Here is a 19,713-nt window from a genome sequence, read left to right as displayed (position 1 = left end):
CCCCGCCGAGGCGCCGGCGTCGACCTCGGTGCCGGTCGTCGCGTCCCCGCCGCCGGTGCCGGACCGCGCCCCCGAGGCACCCGCTGAGTCTGCGCTGTGGTTGACCGTGGCCGCCTCCGCGGTGCGCCGCGAGTCCGACACACCGACCTCGCCCGCGGCCGCCGGTCTGTACTCGACGCTGCTGACGCCGGCCGAGGTCATCCGGCGCCTGGCCGAGATCCTGATCCCGGGCGCTCCGACCGACCTCGTGGCCACCGACACCCACGCCTACGTCGCCCACACCGGCAGCCGGTCGGTCACGATCATCGACACCGTCGCGGGCAGGGTCGTGCAGACCGTCTCGCTGCGTTCGGCGCCGACCGCGCTGGCGATCGCCCCGAACGGCACCCGCCTCTACGTCTCCCACGCCGAATCCGGCACCGTCTCGGTGATCAGCACCGCGACCAACTCGGTGGTCAGGACGATCCGCGTCGGCGCCGCCCCGACCGGAATCGCAGTGAGCCGCAGCGGTTCCCGACTGTACGTCGTCAACGGCGACGACGGCACGGTGTCCAAGATCAGCACGCTCACCAACAGGGTCGTCGGCACCGTTTACGGTGTCGGCAAGGGGGTTTCGACGATCGCAGTCAGCCCGGACGGCGCGACGGTCTACACCCTGAGCAGCACCACCGGAGAGGTGTCGGCGTTCACCTCGGCATCGCTGTTCGCCAAGAAGGTCACCGCGGTGACGCCCGGATCGCCGGGGATCACGTTCAGCGCCGACGGTTCCCGGGTGTTCGTCGCCGACGTGGCCGGCAGCGTGCAGGTCGTCGACACCGCGACACGTCAGCTGGTCGACAGCATCGCCGTGGCCACCGGGGCGCCGTTCGACCTGGCGGTCAGCCCGGACGGCGCGACGCTGCTGGTGGCCCGTGCGGGCGACGGCAAACTCTCGGTGTTCGACATCGCGAGCGGGACCGAGCTCACCTCCGTCATCGCCGATCCGTACCAGATAGCCGGCCCGCCGACGATCACCGTCAGCCCCGACGGCACCCAGCTGTACTGGACCGACTCCGGCAGCAACCGCATGCAGGTCATCGCATTGGTCGCAGCCAACGGAAACCCGACAGCTCAGACCCCGATCGTCAACTCCCCCAACGCTTCCGGCGCGGTCACCGGTTCGGTGGTCGTCACCGACCCCGAGGGCGCCCCACTGTCCTCCACCGTCAGCGGCCCCGGCAAGGGCAGCGTCACCGTCAGCCGCGCAACCGACGGCACGTTCGTGTTCACCTACACCCCGACCAAGGCCGCCCGGCACGACGCCGCCAAGGTGACCGCCGGCCCCGCGGCCCGGGTCGACACGTTCACGCTCACGTTCAGCGACGGCCTGCGCGGTACGGTCGCCGTGCCGATCACCGTGACGATCGCACCGGCCAATGCGGCGCCGACGGCCACCGCCAGGTCCAGCGTGTCCTGGCTGAGCGCCAAGGTGCACGGGACCGTCACCGCCAAGGACGCCGACCGGGACACGCTGACCTTCACCGCGTCCCCCACCGCCAAGGGCGGCACCGTCACGATCGGCGCCGACGGCAAGTTCACCTACACGCCGACCGCGGCGGCCCGGCACGCCGCCGCCAACGCCGGGGCGACCCAGGCCGACAAACAGGACACGTTCACCGTGCTCGTCAACGACGGCCACGGCGGGGTCACCTCGCTCACGGTGACCGTGAAGGTCAAGCCGGGCAACGCCGCCCCGAAGGCCACGGTACGAACGAACGCATCGTGGTTCAGCGCCAAGGTGTTCGGCACCGTCACCGCCAGAGACGCCGACCGGGATGCGCTGGCCTACTCCGCCTCGGCCACCGCCAAGAACGGGGTGGTCACGATGGACTCCCGCGGCCGCTTCACCTACACCCCGACCGACGCGGCCCGGCACGCCGCCGCGTCCGCCACGGCGACCGACGCCGACCGCCGGGACACCTTCGACGTCCTCGTGGACGACGGGCACGGCGGCGTCACCCGACTCGCGGTCACGGTGACGATCAAGCCGCTCAACGCCGCACCGACGCGTGCGGCGGTCGGCGGCGTGTTCACCAACCCGAACACCGGTCTGACGACCGGCAGGATCACCGCGGTCGATCCCGACGGTGACACGCTGAGCTACCGGGTGGCGACGAACACCGGCAAGGGCGTCGTCACCGTCGGCGCCGACGGCACCTTCAGCTACGTGCCGACCGACCAGGCCCGCGCCGCCGCGGCCAAGCGGTTCGCCCCGTCCTGGGACAGGACCGACAGGTTCCGGGTCACGGTCGACGACGGCCACGGCGGCACCAGCACGCTGACCGTGCGGGTGGCCATCGCCCCGGCCGGGTACACCAACCAGGCCCCCACTAACGGGGGATACTCACTGGCGCACTCTGATCCGGTCAGCGGGAAGGTCACCGGCACCGTGACCGCCACCGACCCGGAGCGCGACGCCGTCGTCTTCGTCGGTGCGGGCGACGCAGGCAAGGGCTCCGTGGTCGTCGACCGGTCGGGCGGCTTCGTCTACACCCCGCGCGACGACGCGCGGCGCCGGGCCGGCGCCGCCGACGCGACGGCGGCCGACAGGCAGGACACGTTCACCGTCCTGGTCCTCGACGCCTACGGTGACGGGACGACCATCTCGGTGGTTGTGCCGGTCGTCGGCGTGCCGGTCGTCTAGTCCAGCGCGAGATCCTTACGGAACCGGCGCATCCCGTCGATCTTGTCGGTCAGCGATGCGTCGGGGCCGGTGTAGAACATCCACGGCATCGTGATGATCCCGGTGATGCCACCGGTCTGCGCGCGGTCGTAGTGCTCGGGGGTGAACGCGTCGGTCAACGGGGTGATCACTTCGAAACCGTCCATGCCGAGCCCGTTCTCGGCCCGCAGCCGGCGCAGCTCGGCGACCCGTTCCAGCGCTTTGTCGGTGGTGATCAGATCGCCGATCCAGCCGTCGTGGCGGGCGGCGCGGCGCAGGGCGATGTCGGACAGGCCGCCGACGTAGATCGGGATGGGCGGCGGACTGGGCTCCATCTCCAGCCGCGGCGTGGTGTAGAACTCCCCGGCGAACTCGGTCCAACTCGGCGACCACAACGCCTTCATCAGCTCCAGCATCTCGTCGGTGCGCTTGCCCCGGCGCTCGAACCGCTGCCCCAGCAGCTCGAATTCCTCACGGCACCAACCGACTCCGATGCCCAGTTCCAGTCGGCCGCCCGCCAGCACCGCCGCGGTGCCGATCGCCTTGGCCGCCGAGTACGGGTCCCGCATCGCGGGCAGGTACACCGTCGTGACGAACCGCAACCGCGTCGTCACCAGCGCCACCGCCCCGATCATCACCCAGGGATCCGGCCAGTCGGTGAACGCCTCCCACCGTCGTTTGCCGTCCCCGGTGTAGGGGTACGGGGTCTGCAATGTCTCCAGATTGACCACGTGGTCTGGGACAGCCATTCCGTCATATCCCAGATCATCTGCGGCCCTGGCGATCTCGACGGCCTCCCGGGTGTCCAGGAACGCCGTGCTCACATAGAACCTCATCCGGCGTCACGCGCCCACGCGGGCACGATGAACACCCCGTCGGCCTCGACGGTCGCCCCGTCGGCGTCCATCAGGTATCCGCGCGCGTAGGTCTTGTTCCCCTCCGAGCGCTCGACGAACGCCTCGGCGCGCAACGGGCCCAACGGGGTGCCGCGCAGGTAGCGCAGGCTGATCGTCCCGGTGAACTTCGGTTTGGTCAGGCCCTCGCTGGCCACCTCGCCGAGCAGGTGATCGAGCACCAGCGCGCAGATGCCGCCGTGCACCCACCCCGGCGGCCCTTCGTAGGCGGGCCCCAGTGTGAACTCGCTCCAGCAACTGCCGTCCGCCTCGTGCTCGATGAGCATCGGCGGGGCGATCGCGTTGCGAAGCCCCACGGCCGGATTGGCCCACGCGACGGGCCTGCCGGTCTCGGCGTGCCGCAGCGTCGACCTGCCCTCCCGCTGCCGGTCCCGCAGCAGCGCGGTGGCTGCCTCCAGATGCGTCAGCGCCTGCCGCACGGTGTCGTCGTCGACCTCGGTGTGGATCCCCACATCGATCAGCGTGCGCAGCGCATCGGTCAGCGGCTCGTAACTCGCCCGCTGCCGTTCGTACTCCTCGGTGCTGATCGCCTCGAACGTGAAGTCCACTTACCGTCTCCGCCCCATTGTCGGCTCAGCCTCCGAACACCCGGAGTACCACCGCTTTCGCGCGTCTCGTGACCCGCAGGTAGTTGTCCAGGAACTCGTTTCCGCCGTCGCCGCCCGGCCAGCCCGCCGCCACCGCGACGGCGTTGAGCAGTTTGCCAGGTCCGGGCAGCTGGTCGGTGGGTTTTCCGCGCACGAGCACCAGTGCGTTGCGCGCCCGGGTCGCGGTCAGCCACGCCTGTCGCAGTAGTTCGATGTCCCCCTCGGCGATCAGTTCGGCCGCGCCGACCGCGTTCAGGGTCTCCAGGGTCGAGGTGGTGTGCAGCGCCGGGATCTTGTGCGCGAACCGCAGTTGCAGCAACTGCACCGTCCACTCGATGTCGGTCAGGCCGCCACGGCCCAGTTTGGTGTTGGTTTTCGGGTCGGCGCCGCGCGGCAGCCGCTCGGCGTCCACCCGCGCCTTGATCCGCCGGATCTCTCGGACCGTCTCCGGTGACACCCCGCCCTCCGGATAGCGGGTCTTGTCGATCATCAACAGGAACTGCTCCCCCAGCTCCATGTCGCCGGCCACCCGGTGCGCGCGCAGCAGCGCCTGGATCTCCCAGGGCTGCGCCCACTGCGCGTAGTAGGCACGGTAGGACGCCAGCGTCCGCACGAGGGGCCCGCTGCGCCCTTCCGGCCGCAGGTTGGCGTCGACCTCCAGCGGAGGGTCGGCACCCGGGGTGCCCAGCCGCGCCCGCACCTGCTCGGCGACGGTGACCGACCACTTCACCGCGGTCGACTCCTCGAAGCCGTCGTTGGGATCGCACACGAAAAGCACGTCGGCATCCGAGCCGTAGCCGAGTTCGCCACCGCCGAGGCGGCCCATCCCGATGACGGCGATGCGCGCGGGCACCTTGCCCTGCGGCGCGTTGGCGCGGATGACGGCGTCGAGGGCCGATTGCAGCACCGCCACCCACATCTGGGTCAGCTGCTGGCACACCGCGGTCACGTCCAGCATGCCGAGCAGGTCGGCGGACGCGATGCGCGCCAGTTCCCGCCGCCGCAGCGAGCGGGCGGCGGCGATCGCCCGCGCCGGGTCGGTGTGCCGTGCCGCCGAGGCGACCAGTGACCGGGCCACACCCTCGGGGTCGACGTCGCACAGTTTCGGCCCGTTCGGGCCGTCCGCGTAGAGCTGGATCACCTCGGGTGCGCGCATCAGGAGTTCCGGCACGTAGGCGGAGGTGCCGAGAACGTGCATCAACCGCTTGGCGACCGCACCCTCGTCGCGCAGCGTCGCCAGATACCACCGTTGCTCGGCCAGTTCGTCGCTGATCCTCCGGTAGGCCAGCAGGCCCGCATCGGGATCAGGGGTGTCGGACAGCCAGTCCAGAAGCGTCGGCAACAGCACCTGCTGCACCCGGCCGCGGCGGCCGGAACTGCCGGTGAGTGCCGCCAGATGGGTCAGCGCGCTCTGCGGGCCCTCGTAGCCGAGCGCAGCGAGCTGGCGTTCGGCGGCCTCGGTGCTCATGCCGTCCGAAAGACCAAGGGAGGCTTGCCCCACCGATTCCAGCAGCGGCTGATAGAACAGCTTGGCGTGCAACCGCGACACCCGGTGGTTCTGTCGCTTGAGCTCCTCGCGCAGCACCCCGAGCGCGTCGTGCCGCCCGTCGGGCCGCATGTGCGCCGCACGCGCCAGCCAGCGCATCGACTCCTCGTCGTCGGCTTCGGGCAGCATGTGGGTGCGTTTGAGCCGCTGCAGCTGGAGCCGGTGTTCGAGCAGCCGCAGGAATTCGTAGGACGCCGTCATGTTCGCGGCGTCGTCGCGGCCGATGTACCCGCCGTCGCCGAGCGCGGCCAGCGCGTTCACCGTCGACGCGACGTGCAACGACTCATCGCCACGGCCGTGCACGAGCTGCAGCAGCTGCACCGCGAACTCGACGTCGCGCAAGCCGCCGGTGCCCAGCTTGATCTCCCGGGTCCGAACCCCGGCGGGCACGAGTTCCTCGACGCGCCTGCGCATCGCCTGCACCTCGGGCACGAAGTCCTCACGCTCGCAGGCCGTCCACACCATCGGCATCAGCGCCTCGACGTAGCGCCGGCCCAGGTCCATGTCGCCGGCGGCCGGGCGCGCCTTGAGCAGTGCCTGGAACTCCCAGGTCTTGGCCCACCGCTCGTAGTAGGCGACGTGCGCGTCCAGGGTGCGGACCAGTTGTCCCTGCTTGCCTTCGGGCCGCAGCGCCGCGTCGACCTCGAAGAACGCCTCGGAGGCCAGGCGCATCATCTCGCCCGCGATCCTGGTGGCCAGCGCCAGGTTGCTGTGCGCGCCGTCGTCGGTCACGAAGATGACGTCGACGTCGCTGACGTAATTGAGTTCCCGCGCACCGCATTTACCCATCGCGATGACGGTCAGTGCCGGCGGGGTCCGGTCGCCGCACACCGACGCCGTCACCACGCGCAGCGCCGCGGCCAGCGCGGCGTCGGCGAGATCGGACAGGTGTTCGCCGACCACGGTGAACGGCACCACCGGTTCGTTCTCCACGGTCGAGGCGACGTCGAGAGCGGCCAGGACGAGCAGCCGGTCGCGGTAGAGCGTGCGCAGCGGCGGGATGGCCGCGGTGGCGCCGGAGGTCTGGTCGGCCCGCTCGGCGAACATCTCCCGCAGCTCCTGGCCCGACGGCAGTGCGACGTTGCCCGCCAACAGATGCCACGAGTCGGGGTTGGCGACCAGGTGGTCGCCGAGGGCCAGCGACGACCCGAGCACGGCGAACAGCCGACCCCGCAGGCTGCGGTCGTCCAGCAGCGCCGAGTCGAGTTCCTTCCACCCGGTTCCGAGCGCCTCCGACAGCCGGACGATCGCCTTCAGTGCGGTGTCGGCGTCGGGGGCGCGCGACAGCGACCACAGCAGCTCGACGTGGGCGTCGGTGTTCCAGCCGAGTTGATCCAGATCGGCCTGTGCAGTCGGCTCGACGAGGCCGAGCCGTCCTACGCCGGGCAGCCGGGGTCGCTGCGTCGCGGGTTTGGCCACGCCATCAAGGTAGCGCGCGGGTGCGCCCGTCAGAGCGACAGGTAGTTCTTCAGTTCGAACGGCGTGACATGGCTGCGGTAGTTCTCCCATTCAGCGCGCTTGTTACGCAGGAAGAAGTCGAAGACGTGCTCGCCGAGCGCCTCGGCGACCAGCTCGGAGTTCTCCATCTCCGACAGGGCGACACCGAGGCTGCCGGGCAGCTCCTTGTAGCCCATCGCACGGCGTTCCTCGGGGGTGAGGCTCCAGACGTTGTCCTCGGCCTCGGGGCCCAGCACGTAGTTCTTCTCGATGCCGCGCAGGCCTGCGGCGAGCAGCACCGCGAACGTCAGGTACGGGTTGCAGGCCGAGTCGGGGCTGCGCACCTCCACCCGCCGCGACGACACCTTGTGCGGGGTGTACATCGGCACGCGGACCAACGCGGAGCGGTTGGCCGCTCCCCAGGACGCCGCCGTCGGCGCCTCGCCGCCGTGCACGAGCCGCTTGTAGGAGTTCACCCACTGGTTGGTGACCGCGCTGATCTCGTTGGCGTGCTCGAGAATGCCTGCGATGAACGACTTTCCGACGTCGGACAGCTGAAGCGGGTCGTCGGGGCTGTGGAAGGCGTTGGAGTCGCCCTCGAACAGGCTCATGTGGGTGTGCATCGCCGAGCCGGGATGCTCGGCGAACGGCTTGGGCATGAACGACGCGCGCACGCCGTCACCGAGGGCCACCTCCTTGACGAGGTAGCGGAACGTCATCACGTTGTCGGCCATGGACAGCGCGTCGGCGTAGCGCAGGTCGATCTCCTGCTGACCGGGCGCACCCTCATGGTGGCTGAACTCGACCGAGATGCCCATCTGCTCAAGGGCATCGATGGCGTGGCGGCGGAAGTTCGGCGCCGAGTCGTGCACGGCCTGGTCGAAATAGCCGCCGTTGTCGGCCGGAGTGGGCCGCGTGCCGTCGTCGGGGCCGGGCTTGAGCAGGAAGAACTCGATCTCCGGGTGCACGTAGCAGGAGAAGCCGAGATCGCTGGCCTTGGACAGCTGGCGACGCAGCACGTGCCGCGAGTCCGCCCACGACGGCGACCCGTCGGGCATGGTGATGTCGCAGAACATCCGCGCCGAGTGGTGCTTGCCGGAGTGATCGGCCCAGGGCAGCACCTGGAACGTGGACGGATCGGGTCGGGCGACCATGTCGGCTTCGGAGACCCGGGCGAACCCCTCGATGGCGGATCCGTCGAACCCGATGCCCTCTTCGAAGGCCCCTTCGAGCTCGGCGGGCGCGATCGCGACCGACTTCAGGTATCCGAGCACGTCGGTGAACCACAGCCGGACGAAGCGGATGTCGCGTTCCTCCAGCGTGCGCAGCACGAATTCCTTCTGCCGATCCATGCCCGAAGCCTAGGTTCCGGCTGTTAATTCTGTGTTACGGCGCTGCTAGCAGCGCAATCCGGCCGGTGGGAGCGCGGAGTTGACGAAGAACTCGACCGCGGCGGTGTCGACGCACGCGTCGCCGTTGAACACCACGGTGTGCTGGGTGCCCTCGAAGGTGATCAGCCGGGCGTCGAGTTGCCGGGCCAGGTTCACCCCGGCCTGGTAGGGCGTGGCCGGGTCGCCGGTCGTGGTCACCACCAGCACCTTGCCCGGCCCGGGCGACGTGGCGGCCCCGACCACGGAGGTCGGCGGCACCGGCCACATCGCGCACATGTCGCGCGGCGCGTAACCGGTGAACGGTCCGTAGGACAGGAACGGCGCGACCTCGCGGGAGCGCCGGTCGGCCTCCACCCACGCCGCGGAGTCGGCCGGGTACACCGCGTCGACGCAGCGGATCGCGTTGAACGCGTCCTGCCGGTTCTTGTAGTGCCCGTTGCGGTCCCGCTGCTGGTAGTCGTCGGCGAGCAGCAGCAGGTCGCCGGGGTCGGTGCCGCGCTGCAGCCCGAGCAGTCCGCTGGTCAGGTAGGGCCAGTAGCGCTGCGCGTACAGGCTGCTGACGGTGCCGGTCATCGCGTCCTGATAGCTCAGTCCGCGCGGGTCGGTGGTGGGCGCGGGACGGGCGACCAGCGGGTCGACCAGTTGGTGGAATCGGGTGACGAACTGTGCCGGATCGGTGCCCAGCGGGCAGCCCGCCGATTCGGCGCAGTCGGCGGCGTACCGGTCGAACGCCTTCTGGAATCCGGCCAGCTGGTTGTTGCTCTTCGAGATCGGATCCAGGCTGACGTCCACCGCGCCGTCGAGGACCATCGCGCGCACCCGCTCGGGGTACCGGGTCGCGTAGACCGCGCCGAGTTGGGTGCCGTAGGAGAACCCCAGATAACTGATCTGCTCCTCGCCGAGCGCGGCGCGCACCACGTCCATGTCCCGGGCGGCGCTCGCGGTGCCGACGCCGGCGAGGAAGTCGGCGCCCATCCGATTGAGGCACTGCGCGGCGAAGGTCCGCCGCACCTCTTCGATGTGGGCGACCCCGGCCGGGCTGAAGTCGGCCATCGGCTCGGCACGGTAGGCGTCGAACTCCGCGTCGGTGCGGCAGCGCAGTTGCGGGGTCGAATACCCGACGCCACGCGGGTCGATGCCGACAAGGTCGAAGCGCTGCCCGATCTCGGTGCCGGCCAGTGCCGCGCCCATCGTGGCGACGGTGTCGACGGCCGAGGCGCCTGGCCCACCCGGGTTGACGACGAGCGCGCCGATGCGTGGGCCCGACGCCGGAATCCTGATGATCGCCAACTGCGCTTGCGGCCCATCGGGTTTCGCGTAGTCCACGGGCACCGCCACGGTGCCGCACTGGGCGGTGGGGATCCGGGACGTGTCGGGCACCCAGGTCGCGCATGAAGTCCATACCGGCGCAGCGGAGTACGGCTGCGCCGGATCCACGGGGGCGGCTGCCGCCGACGGACTCAGAACTCCCGCTGCCACCGCCAGCGCTGCAGTCAACCGGGCGGCACGCAACATGGCAGCCATCGTCGCACGGCGGCCGGGCAGCGTCTGCCTCAGCGACGCAACGGTGACCGGGCCGTTATCAGCACCGGGTGTCAGGACCCGGCACGGTCACGTCGACGAGGTAGCGGGTGGTGATCTCGTCGATGCATGAATCCCCTTGCAACGCAACGGTGTGCTGGGTGCCCTCGAAGGTCACCAGCGTGCCGTCGAGCTGCCGTGCCAGGTCGACCCCGGCCTGGTACGGGGTGGCCGGATCGTTGGTGGTCGAGACGACCAGGATCGGCGGCAGGCCGTCGACGTCGATTTCGTGCGGCACGCTCGTCGGCGGTATCGGCCAGAACCCGCACGTCGTCATCGGGGCCAGCCCGGTGAACTCGCCGTAGGCCATGAACGGTGCCGCCTCGCGGACCCGGCGGTCCTGCTCGACCAGCGTGGCACGGTCGGTGATCGCCGGCTTGTCGACGCAGTTCACCGCGATACGCGAGTCGGTGCCGTTGTTGTAGTGCCCTTGGGCGTCGCGGCCCATGTACAGGTCGGCCAGCGCGAGCATGGTGTCGCCGCGGCCCTTCTTGATCTCGGTGAGTGCCTGCGTCAGGTGGCGCCACAGCCCCGGCGAGTACAGCGGCAGGATGGTGCCGACGACGGCATCGTTGTAACTCAGGCCGCGCGGGTCGGTGGTGTCTGCCGGCTCGTCCACCAACGGCCACACCAGGGAGTGGTACACGTCGACGGCCTTGTCGGGGTCGGTGCCCAGCGGGCAGTCGGGGTCGATGGCGCAGTCGGCGGCGTAGTCGTCGAACGCCTGCTGGAACGCCGCCGCCTGACGCACGTCGGCCTCGACCGGATCGGCGTTGGGGTCGATCGCCCCGTCGAGCACCATCGCGCGCACGTTCTGCGGGTAGGCCTCGGCGTAGCCGGCGCCGATGCGGGTGCCGTACGAATAGCCCAGGAACGTCAGCTTCTCGTCGCCGAGCGCGGCCCGCAACGCGTCGAGGTCCTTGACCACGCTCTCGGTGCCCACGTTGCCGAGGAACTCCACGCCCATCTTGTCGACGCAGCGCTGGACGAACTCCTCGGTGAGCTTCTCCAGGTGCGCCACCCCCTCGGGGGTGTACTCGACGACGTTGTCGGCGCGCAGCTTGTCGTGGTCGGCGTCACTGTTGCACCACACCGCGGGCGTGGATTCGGCGACGCCGCGCGGATCGAAGCCGACGAGGTCGAAACGCTGCCGCACCTCTTCGGGCAGCGTCGCCGACATCACGGCGGCGGCTTCCTTGCCGGACTTGCCCGGGCCACCGGGGTTGATGATCAGCGACCCGATCTTGTCGCCGCTCGCGTTGATCCGCAGCAGCGCGATCTGTGCCACGTCACCTTCGGGGTCGTCCCAGTCCACCGGGACCGACAGCATGCCGCACTCGGCACCGGGCGGGATGCGCACCTGATCGGACGGGCCGGGGTCACACGGTCCCCATTCGACGGGTGAGCCGGGCGGGGGCACCGCGATCAGCGCCTGCCCGGACACCACCTGGCTGCAACCGGCGGCGAGCAGCACGGTCAGCGTCAGGAGGAGGCCGGATCGCGCGGCCCCGGGCGTGAGCTTCATGGCACCACATGCTGCCATGACCCGGCGTCCGGGCTGGCACGGCGCGTTCGCCGCGGCACTACCGGGTCGCGTCCAGCAGCTCGCGCAGCGCAACGTCGAACGCGTCGGCCATGTCCCACAGGTCGGGCACCAACTCGGGACAGGACATGATGCCGACGTCGAGATTGCCCGACAGCGACATCACCGTCATGTTCAGCCCGGAGCCGTGGAAGATCGGTCCGAGCGGATACATCGCCTTGACCTCGCAGCCGAGCATGTACAACGGGCCCTGCGGGCCGGGCACGTTGGAGATCACCAGATTGTGCACGGGTCGCGCACCGCTGAGCCTGCTGCTGGCGTACACCCGCATCGCGGCCCCGAACACTGCGGGCGCGGCGAACTGGGTCCAGTCCTGCAGCAGGGTCGCGGAGATGGCCGAACTGTGCTGTTTGGCAACAGAATTGGCTTCCGCGATGGCCCGGAGCCGGGCCGCCGGGTCCTCGATGCTGGTCTCCAGTCGGGAGAACATCCCCGATACCTGGTTGCGGCCGGGCCGATCCGACTTGTCGTGCACCGACACCGGCACCATCGCCACCAGTGAGCTCTCGGGCAGCTCGCCCCGCTCCAGCAGGAACGTCCGCAGCACGCCGGACACCAGGGCCATCACCACGTCGTTGACCTTGACGCCGAAGTGGTTCTTCACGGTCTTGATGTCTTCGAGGTCCAGCTGGGCGAACGCGACGTTGCGCCGGCCGGTCACGTTGGCGTTGAACGTGGTCTTGGGTGCGGCGAACGGCGGTGCCATGGTCCGGCCGTTGCGCGCGCGCCGGACGGTGTCGAACACCGTCGACACCGTGTTCGGCAGCACGTTGGCCAGCTTCAGCGGTCTGATCGCGAACCGCACCGCGCCGCTGAGGGCGATCTCCAGCTCGGTGCCGCCTCCGGGCCCACCGACGGGCTCGGGCGGCGGCGCGTCGGGCTCGGTGGTGCACAGTTTCGACATCAGGTTCGCCCCCGTCACCCCGTCGACCGCGCAGTGGTGCACCTTCGTCAGCACGGCGATGCGGCCGCCTGCGTGGGCATCGGTGCCCGCGACGTTCTCGATCACCCACATCTCCCACAGCGGCCGCGACCGGTCCAGGGTCAGCGAGGCGATGTGGCCGCAGATCTCGGCGAGTTCGGCGCGGCCGCCCGGCGCGGGCAGGCCGATCCGGTGCAGGTGGCGGTTGACGTCAAAGTCGTTGTCCTCCACCCACACCGGATGGTCCAGATTGAATTTGCTGTCGGCCAACCGCTCCCGGAACTCGGGCATCGCCTTGATGCACAGCCCCAGACCGTCGCGCAGCCGGTCGAAGGTGTAGCCGCCCGGCATCGTCGCGGTGTCGAGCTCCAGGATCGAGCAGACGTGCAGCGGCTGGTCCGCGGTTTCCAGGTACAGGAAGCTGGCGTCGAGTCCACTGAGCCGTTGCATGTCGCAGATCGTATGCCGGGCCGCGGCGGGTGTGAGGTAATCCACTTAACACGCCGTTCAACTTCTGGTGACACAGTGGCAGACTGAGCGGGTCAGCGAAACCCGGGGACCCGGATGGGCCACGAGGATTCACAACGACTCGCCCAATTGGGGGACAACGATGTCTGAACAGCCTGTGTACGGTGCTGTCGCCGAGACGCCCAAGCGCGTGAAGGTCCGCACCCACCATCTGCACAAGTGGAAGGCCGAAGGCCACAAGTGGGCCATGCTGACCGCGTACGACTATTCCACCGCGGCGGTCTTCGACGAGGCCCAGATCCCGGTGCTTCTGGTCGGCGACTCCGCCGCCAATGTGGTCTACGGCTACGACACCACCGTTCCGGTGACACTCGACGAGCTGATCCCGCTGGTGCGTGGGGTCGTACGAGGCGCGCCGCACGCGCTGGTCGTCGCCGACCTGCCGTTCGGAAGCTACGAGGCCGGACCGCAGCAGGCGCTGGCCACCGCGACGCGGATGCTCAAGGAGACCGGGGCGCACGCGGTGAAGCTGGAAGGCGGTGAGCGCGTGGCCGAGCAGATCGCCGCGGTCAGCGCCGCAGGCATCCCCGTGATGGCACACATCGGGTTCACCCCGCAGAGCGTCAACGGCCTCGGAGGTTTCCGGGTCCAGGGCCGCGGCGACGCCGCCGAACAGACCATCCACGACGCGATCGCCGTCCAGGAGGCGGGCGCGTTCGCGGTGGTGATGGAGATGGTGCCGGCCGAGCTGGCCACCCAGATCACCGGCAAGCTGACGATCCCCACCGTCGGTATCGGTGCCGGGCCGAATTGCGATGCGCAGGTTCTGGTGTGGCAGGACATGGCAGGCATGACCTCCGGCAGGACGGCGAAGTTCGTCAAGCGCTTCGGCACGGTCGGCGACGAATTGCGCCGCGCCGCCGCCGACTACGCCCAAGAGGTGGCCACGGGTGTGTTCCCCGCCGAGGAGCACTCCTTCTAGCGCGGACCGAACTCCGGCTTGCGCTTGGACAGGAACGCGTCGACACCCTCACGGCCGTCGGCGGATTCGGCGCGCGCCGCGATCAGCCGCGCCTCCAGCTCCATCTGCTGCTCCAGTCCGTTGCCGTAGGTGTCCGACAGCAGCGCCTTGACGCCGCCGTTGGATCCGGCGGAGGTGCGTGCCATCTGCTCGGCGAGCTCGTCGGCGCGCACCGTGAGCTGATCGTCGGCGACCACCTCGCCGACCAGACCCCACTGCGAGGCCTCCTGTGCCGACAGCGTGCGGTTGGTCAGCATCAGCTGCTTGGTCTTGGCGGTGCCGATGAGTCGCGGCAGGTGGTAGGACGCACCGCCGTCGGGGCTGAGCCCGACCCGGGTGTAGGCCATCGTGAACGACGCGGATTCAGCGGCCAGCACCAGGTCACCGGCGACTGCCAGCGAGAAGCCGGCACCGGCGGCCGTGCCGTTGACGGCGGTGATCACCACCGCGTCCATCCGCGCGAGGGTCGAGATCGCCCGATGCAGGTCGTCGGCGACGCCCTTGACGTGCTGTCCCCTGCTGGGCGCGGACGCGAAGTCCTTCAGATCACCACCGGCGCAGAAGAACCGGCCCGCCCCGGTGAGGACGACGACCTTGGTGGCCGGGCTGTCGCAGCGTGCCGCCGCGACGGCGAGCTCGCGCGTCATCGCACCGTTCATGCCGTTCGCCGCATCCGGCCGGTTCAGCGTGATGCGCGCGATCGAACCGGTCTGTTCGAAGGTGATGGTCTGGAATTCGGTCACCCTCGGACTGTAGCGGTTACAGTTTGCCTTCCAGGTACTCGGCCCGGCAGGCGCGGCGCGCCAGCTTCCCGCTCGTCGTTCGTGGAATCACGCCCGCCGCAACCAGTTTGATCTCCTTGAGCGGCAGCGCGTGCTTGCGCGAGACCGCGGCGCGGATCGCCTCCTGGATGGGACCGGCGTCGGCACGGCCCGCTCCGGGCGCGCGTTCGGCGACGATGACCACCTCTTCGCGGCCGTCGCCGGGCACCGAGAACGCCGCGACGAACCCGGTCCGCACCGCTGACGAGGCGTCCGCGACCGTGGCCTCGATGTCCTGCGGGTAATGGTTGCGGCCGTCCACGATCACCAGGTCTTTGACGCGGCCGGTGATGTAGAGCTGGCCGTCCAGGTAGACCCCGAGGTCGCCGGTGCGCAGCCACAGCGCGTCCTCGGTGCAGCCCTCGGCGTGGCTGTTGTAGAGCACGCGGGACTGCAGCTTGTTCTGGAAGGTCAGTTCGGTCTCTTCGCGTCGGCCCCAGTACCCGCGCCCGATGTTGTCGCCGTGCAGCCAGATCTCCCCGACACGGCCGTCGGGCAGTTCGGCGTCGGTGGCCGGGTCGACGATCACGGCCCACTGGCTGCGGGCGACGGTGCCGCACGGCACCTGCGCCAGCGCGTTGGGATGGTCGGCATCGACGCGCACCGCGTTGCCCAGGGCGAGTTCGGCGCGATCCAGGAAGGTCGGCTCGGGTCGCGCCCCGGGACCGGTGGTGGACACGAACAGCGTGGCCTCGGCCATCCCGTAGGACGGTTTGACCGCGGCGTCGGACAGGCCGTAGGGCGCGAACGCGGCGTGGAACTTGTCGATCGAGGCGACGTTGACCGGCTCGGACCCGTTGATCAGACCCGCGACGTTACTGAGGTCGAGCGTGTCCCCCGCCGGCGGCAGACCGCGCTGGGCGGCCAGCTCGAACGCGAAGTTCGGTGCCGCGGCAAAGGTGGGGGCGTCGGACGCGCCGAGCTCCTTGATCCACCGGTACGGGCGTCGCACGAACGACACCGGCGACATCAGATTGAGGTGCCCACCGCACAGCGCCGGGAACATGATCATCAGCAGGCCCATGTCGTGGAACAGCGGAAGCCAGCTGACGCTGCGGATGTTCGGGTCCAGGCCGACGGAGTCGGCCATCTGGACGACGTTGGTGCAGGCCGAGCGGTGGGTGATCTCGACGCCGGCCGGCGTCCGGGTGGAACCCGACGTGTACTGCAGGTAGGCGACGTCGTCGGTGCGCAGCGGTGCGGGGACGAACCCCGTACCGACGCTGTCGGGCACCGCGTCGGTGGCGATGATCCTGGGCCGGCGGTCGCGCGGCAGCTTGCGCAGAAACTCCCGGACGGACTGCGCGGCCGCCGTCGTGGTCAGGACCACCGTCGGCTCGGCGTCGCCGAGCACCGCCTCGAGGCGGTCGGCGTGGCCGGGTAGTTCGGGGGCGAACAGCGGGACCGCGATGGTGCCCGCCAGGATCGCCGAGAAGAACGCGACGACGTAGTCGACGCCCTGGGGCGCGAGCACGGCGACCCGGTCGCCCGGTTCGGTCACCTGTCGCAGTCGGGCACCGACGGCGTGCAGCCTGGTCCGGAGCTCGTTCCAGCTCAGCTCGACCGTGCGATCTCGGTCGAAATCGAGATACCGGTAGGCGGGGTTGTCGCCGAGTTCCTCGACGTTGCGGTCGAGGAACGCGGTCAGCGTGACGCCGGCCGGGATAGCTATGTTGCCTTCGCGGTCGATGTAGTCGTCGAGCCGCACCATGGGACTCATAAGAGCATCCTAAGAGAACGATCATGAAATACGCGCACCTACCCTTAGGCGCGCCGAAAGAGATTTCTCACCCGCCCCCGTACTCCGGCTTGCGGATCACCTCTGTGTGGCACGCTGTGGTCCCGCGAACCACCTCAGAAGACAGGTGACAATGTCGGCCAAATCGCCCGAAACCTCCAGGTATACCGAGACCGAGCGCAAGTTCGACGTGGTGCAGGACACCGTCTCGCCGTCCTTCGACGGCCTGTCGGCGGTCGGCCGGGTCGAGCGCTCGCCGTCACAGTCGCTGGATGCTGTGTACTTCGACACACCGGGACGCGATCTGGCGCGGAACAAGATCACACTGCGCCGACGGACGGGCGGCCCCGACGCGGCATGGCATCTGAAGTTGCCGGCCGGGCCCGACAGTCGCACCGAGGTGCACGCGCCGCTGGCCGAGGACGGCTCGGACGAGACCGACGTGCCGGAGAGCCTGCGCGACATCGTGCTCGCGATCGTGCGGGACCGGCCGTTGGCGCCGGTCGCACGCATCAGCACCAACCGCACCGTCGAACTGCTCTACGCGCCGGATGGCTCCGCACTGGCGGAGTTCTGCGACGACCACGTCACGGCCTCCGCGGTCGGCGGCGAGGAGCAGCACTGGCGCGAGTGGGAACTCGAGCTGCGCGCGGGCACGTCCGCCGACGTGTTCGACCGGCTGACGAACCGGCTCCTGGACGCCGGGGCGGTGCCCGCCGGGCACGGCTCGAAGCTGGCGCGGGTGCTCGCGTCGTCGGATGCCGCTGACGACCCGGCCGCAGCCGCGACTCCGGCCGATTCGGCCCGCCGTGCGGTGTCCGAACACCTTGCCGAGCTGATCACCTGGGATCGAGCCGTCCGGGCCGATGCGTGGGACTCGGTGCATCAGATGCGGGTGGCGACACGCAAGATCCGCAGCCTGCTGCAGTCCTCGGAGGGTTCGTTCGATCTCAAGGGCCGGGAATGGGTCCTCGACGAACTGCGCGAGCTGGCCGCCGTGCTCGGCGTCGCGCGCGATGCCGAGGTGCTCGCCGAGCGCTACACGCGGGCCCTCGACCTGCTTCCCGAGGCGAACGTGCGCGGACCCGTACGCGAGCGGCTCGTCGAGGGCGCCGAGAAGCGCTATCGGACGGGGTGGAAGCGGTCGTTGACGGCGATGCGCTCGCCGCGCTATTTCCGGCTGCTCGACGCGCTGGAGGAACTGGTCGCCGAAGACGGTGCCCGGTCCGGCCGGGACGGTGGCCCGGCAGAGCTGACCATCGACTCGGCCTACAAGCGCGTCCGCAAGGCGGCGAAAGCGGCTCGAGCCGCCACCACCGACGGCGACGCCGATCCCGACGAGGCGCTGCACCGAATCCGCAAACGCGCCAAGCAGCTGCGCTACACCGCTGCGGCGACCGGGCAGAGCAAGGTGGCCGACCGGGCCAAGGCGATCCAGTCGCTGCTGGGCGACCACCAGGACAGCGTGGTCAGCCGGGCGCATCTGAGCCGTCAGGCCCTGGTGGCCTACGCCGCGGGTGGGGACACCTTCACCTACGGGCTGCTGTACCAGCAGGAGGACGACCTCGCCCAACGGTGCGAGGAGCAGCTCGAGGACGCCCTGCGGCAGCTGGAGAAGGCCGTGGGCCGTTCCTGATCTGGGGCGGATGAGCTGGCCTGTAAGCCGGATTCTGTTCCTCACGGCCATCTCTGGCAGCGAGGCGGCGACCATCCATCTGGACACGCCGTTGCCGGGTGCCTCAAGCGGCCTACCCGCAGGCTCGGGCGAGCAACCCTCGGGCGCCTGCGCGGCCGCAACCAGGTTGCAGCCTTCTTGGCCTTGCTTCGGGTGGGGTTTACCAAGCCACCCCGGTCACCCGGGATGCTGGTGCGCTCTTACCGCACCTTTTCACCCTTACCGCCCCGGCGCCCGGAGGCACTGGGGTGGCGGTCTGTTTTCTGTGGCACTTTCCCGCGAGTCACCTCGGATTGCCGTTAGCAATCACCCTGCTCTGTGAAGTCCGGACTTTCCTCGACACCGCCGGTGCCGCGGCCGCCCAGCCAGCTCATCCGCCCTAACAAGGTACCGGTCGCGGGGCCATACTGTGACCATGGCTCAGGTTCCGCCTGCCCGCTACCTGATGCGGGCCAAGGATCTGGTGGACGCGCGCTATTCCGAGCCGATCACCGTCGACGACCTTGCCGCCGCCGCCGGGCTGTCCCGGGCCCACTTCAGCCGGATGTTCACCAGGACCTTCGGCGAGTCGCCGCGGGCCTATCTGCAGACTCGCCGGCTGGAGCGCGCGGCCGCGCTGCTGCGCCACACCGACAGGTCGGTGGCCGACATCTGCGTGATGGTGGGTCTGCAGAGCGTCGGTTCGTTCACCACGAGCTTCGCCCGGACCTACGGGCTGCCGCCCGCTGCCTACCGCGCGTCGATGCCACCCGCGGCGATCCACGCGAGGATCCCGAGCTGCATCCTGCGGCGCGACACCCGACCGAAGGCCGACACCCGAAAGACAGCACACGGGGAGAAGACGCCCGCACCGGCGCCGTCGTAGCGTCGGGGTCATGATCAAGATCGCCAGCGCCCACTTGTGGGTACACGACCAGGAAGTCGCACTGAAATTCTGGACCGAGAAGGTGGGTTTGGAAGTGCGCCAGGATGTTTCGCTCCCCGACGGGGACACCCCATTCCGGTGGCTGACCGTCGGGCCGCCCGGCCAGGACGACGTGTCGATCGTGCTGATGGCCGTGCCCGGTGAACCCGTGATGGACGAGACGACCAAGTCGCAGGTGCTCGACCTCACCGCGAAGGGGTTCGCCGGCACCATCTTCCTGACCACCGACGACTGCCGCGCCAGCTACGAAGAGCTGAAGGCGCGCGGCGTCGAGTTCACCGAGGAGCCGCACGAGATGCCCTACGGCATCGACTGCGGATTCCGGGACCCGTCGGGCAACAGCGTGCGCTTGACCCAGCTGGCCGAGGTCCCGCTGGGCGCTT

14 protein-coding genes and 1 other RNA gene are annotated in these 19,713 nt (G+C 69.8%); 5 read left to right on the top strand and 10 right to left on the bottom strand.

Annotated features, from left to right (window positions below; translation table 11 throughout):
* A partial coding sequence (locus MVA01S_RS20945; protein WP_060941682.1) for a cadherin-like domain-containing protein occupies positions 1-2,683 on the top strand: 2,683 nt, incomplete at its 5' end.
* Here the strand turns inward: MVA01S_RS20945 and MVA01S_RS20940 are convergent.
* From MVA01S_RS20940 to MVA01S_RS20910, 7 genes are read right to left on the bottom strand one after another with little or no spacing between them, the layout of a single operon-like run.
* The gene (locus MVA01S_RS20940) at positions 2,680-3,537 is read right to left on the bottom strand and encodes a TIGR03619 family F420-dependent LLM class oxidoreductase (RefSeq protein ID WP_003933111.1); all 858 of its coding nucleotides are present in this window, start codon (positions 3,535-3,537) and stop codon (positions 2,680-2,682) included. The two genes, MVA01S_RS20945 and MVA01S_RS20940, sit on opposite strands and share 4 nt — an antisense overlap.
* Positions 3,534-4,163 carry a PaaI family thioesterase gene (locus MVA01S_RS20935; protein WP_003933112.1) on the bottom strand — a complete coding sequence of 210 codons (630 nt, stop codon included), beginning with the start codon at positions 4,161-4,163 and terminating at the stop codon, positions 3,534-3,536. Before MVA01S_RS20935 ends, MVA01S_RS20940 begins: the two co-directional genes overlap by 4 nt.
* Positions 4,164-4,188: 25 nt before the next feature.
* A complete protein-coding gene (locus MVA01S_RS20930) occupies positions 4,189-7,167 on the bottom strand; it encodes a bifunctional [glutamine synthetase] adenylyltransferase/[glutamine synthetase]-adenylyl-L-tyrosine phosphorylase (protein ID WP_003933113.1) in 2,979 nt (992 codons plus the stop codon).
* A gap of 29 nt (positions 7,168-7,196) precedes the next feature.
* Entirely contained in the window at positions 7,197-8,537 is a 1,341-nt protein-coding gene (gene glnA / locus MVA01S_RS20925; RefSeq protein WP_003933114.1) for a type I glutamate--ammonia ligase, read from the bottom strand.
* 45 nt (positions 8,538-8,582) lie between these two features.
* On the bottom strand, positions 8,583-10,100 hold the full coding sequence (locus MVA01S_RS20920) for an alpha/beta hydrolase (RefSeq protein WP_040542934.1): 1,518 nt from the start codon (positions 10,098-10,100) through the stop codon (positions 8,583-8,585).
* Positions 10,101-10,158: 58 nt separating this feature from the next.
* On the bottom strand, positions 10,159-11,682 hold the full coding sequence (locus tag MVA01S_RS20915; protein WP_003933116.1) for an alpha/beta hydrolase: 1,524 nt from the start codon (positions 11,680-11,682) through the stop codon (positions 10,159-10,161).
* A gap of 58 nt (positions 11,683-11,740) precedes the next feature.
* On the bottom strand, positions 11,741-13,132 hold the full coding sequence (locus MVA01S_RS20910) for a WS/DGAT/MGAT family O-acyltransferase (RefSeq protein WP_003933117.1): 1,392 nt from the start codon (positions 13,130-13,132) through the stop codon (positions 11,741-11,743).
* Positions 13,133-13,292: 160 nt separating this feature from the next.
* Here MVA01S_RS20910 and panB point away from each other — a divergent pair, with 160 nt between their 5' ends.
* The gene (panB, locus tag MVA01S_RS20905) at positions 13,293-14,132 is read left to right on the top strand and encodes a 3-methyl-2-oxobutanoate hydroxymethyltransferase (RefSeq protein WP_003933118.1); all 840 of its coding nucleotides are present in this window, start codon (positions 13,293-13,295) and stop codon (positions 14,130-14,132) included.
* Here the strand turns inward: panB and MVA01S_RS20900 are convergent.
* Both MVA01S_RS20900 and MVA01S_RS20895 read right to left on the bottom strand, forming a co-directional pair.
* A complete protein-coding gene (locus MVA01S_RS20900; RefSeq protein WP_003933119.1) occupies positions 14,129-14,914 on the bottom strand; it encodes an enoyl-CoA hydratase/isomerase family protein in 786 nt (261 codons plus the stop codon). The genes panB and MVA01S_RS20900 overlap by 4 nt on opposite strands.
* A 16-nt stretch (positions 14,915-14,930) precedes the next feature.
* Entirely contained in the window at positions 14,931-16,712 is a 1,782-nt protein-coding gene (locus tag MVA01S_RS20895) for a fatty acyl-AMP ligase (protein WP_040542938.1), read from the bottom strand.
* Positions 16,713-16,863: 151 nt separating this feature from the next.
* Between MVA01S_RS20895 and MVA01S_RS20890 the strand changes: the two genes are divergently transcribed.
* Positions 16,864-18,366 (top strand): CYTH and CHAD domain-containing protein, encoded by a 1,503-nt coding sequence (locus MVA01S_RS20890; protein WP_003933121.1) that lies wholly within the window; start codon positions 16,864-16,866, stop codon positions 18,364-18,366.
* Positions 18,367-18,373: 7 nt separating this feature from the next.
* Here the strand turns inward: MVA01S_RS20890 and rnpB are convergent.
* Positions 18,374-18,778: RNase P RNA component class A (rnpB, locus tag MVA01S_RS20885), an RNA gene on the bottom strand.
* A 42-nt stretch (positions 18,779-18,820) separates the two neighbouring features.
* Between rnpB and MVA01S_RS20880 the strand changes: the two genes are divergently transcribed.
* Both MVA01S_RS20880 and MVA01S_RS20875 read left to right on the top strand, forming a co-directional pair.
* Entirely contained in the window at positions 18,821-19,270 is a 450-nt protein-coding gene (locus tag MVA01S_RS20880; protein WP_040542940.1) for a helix-turn-helix transcriptional regulator, read from the top strand.
* A gap of 10 nt (positions 19,271-19,280) precedes the next feature.
* Positions 19,281-19,713 (top strand): VOC family protein (locus tag MVA01S_RS20875; RefSeq protein WP_003933123.1); only part of this gene is annotated, 433 nt, incomplete at its 3' end.

This window comes from Mycolicibacterium vaccae NBRC 14118 = CIP 105934 (assembly GCF_001552715.1).
GTDB lineage: Bacteria > Actinomycetota > Actinomycetes > Mycobacteriales > Mycobacteriaceae > Mycobacterium > Mycobacterium vaccae.
This window is presented reverse-complemented; position numbering and strand designations above follow the sequence as displayed.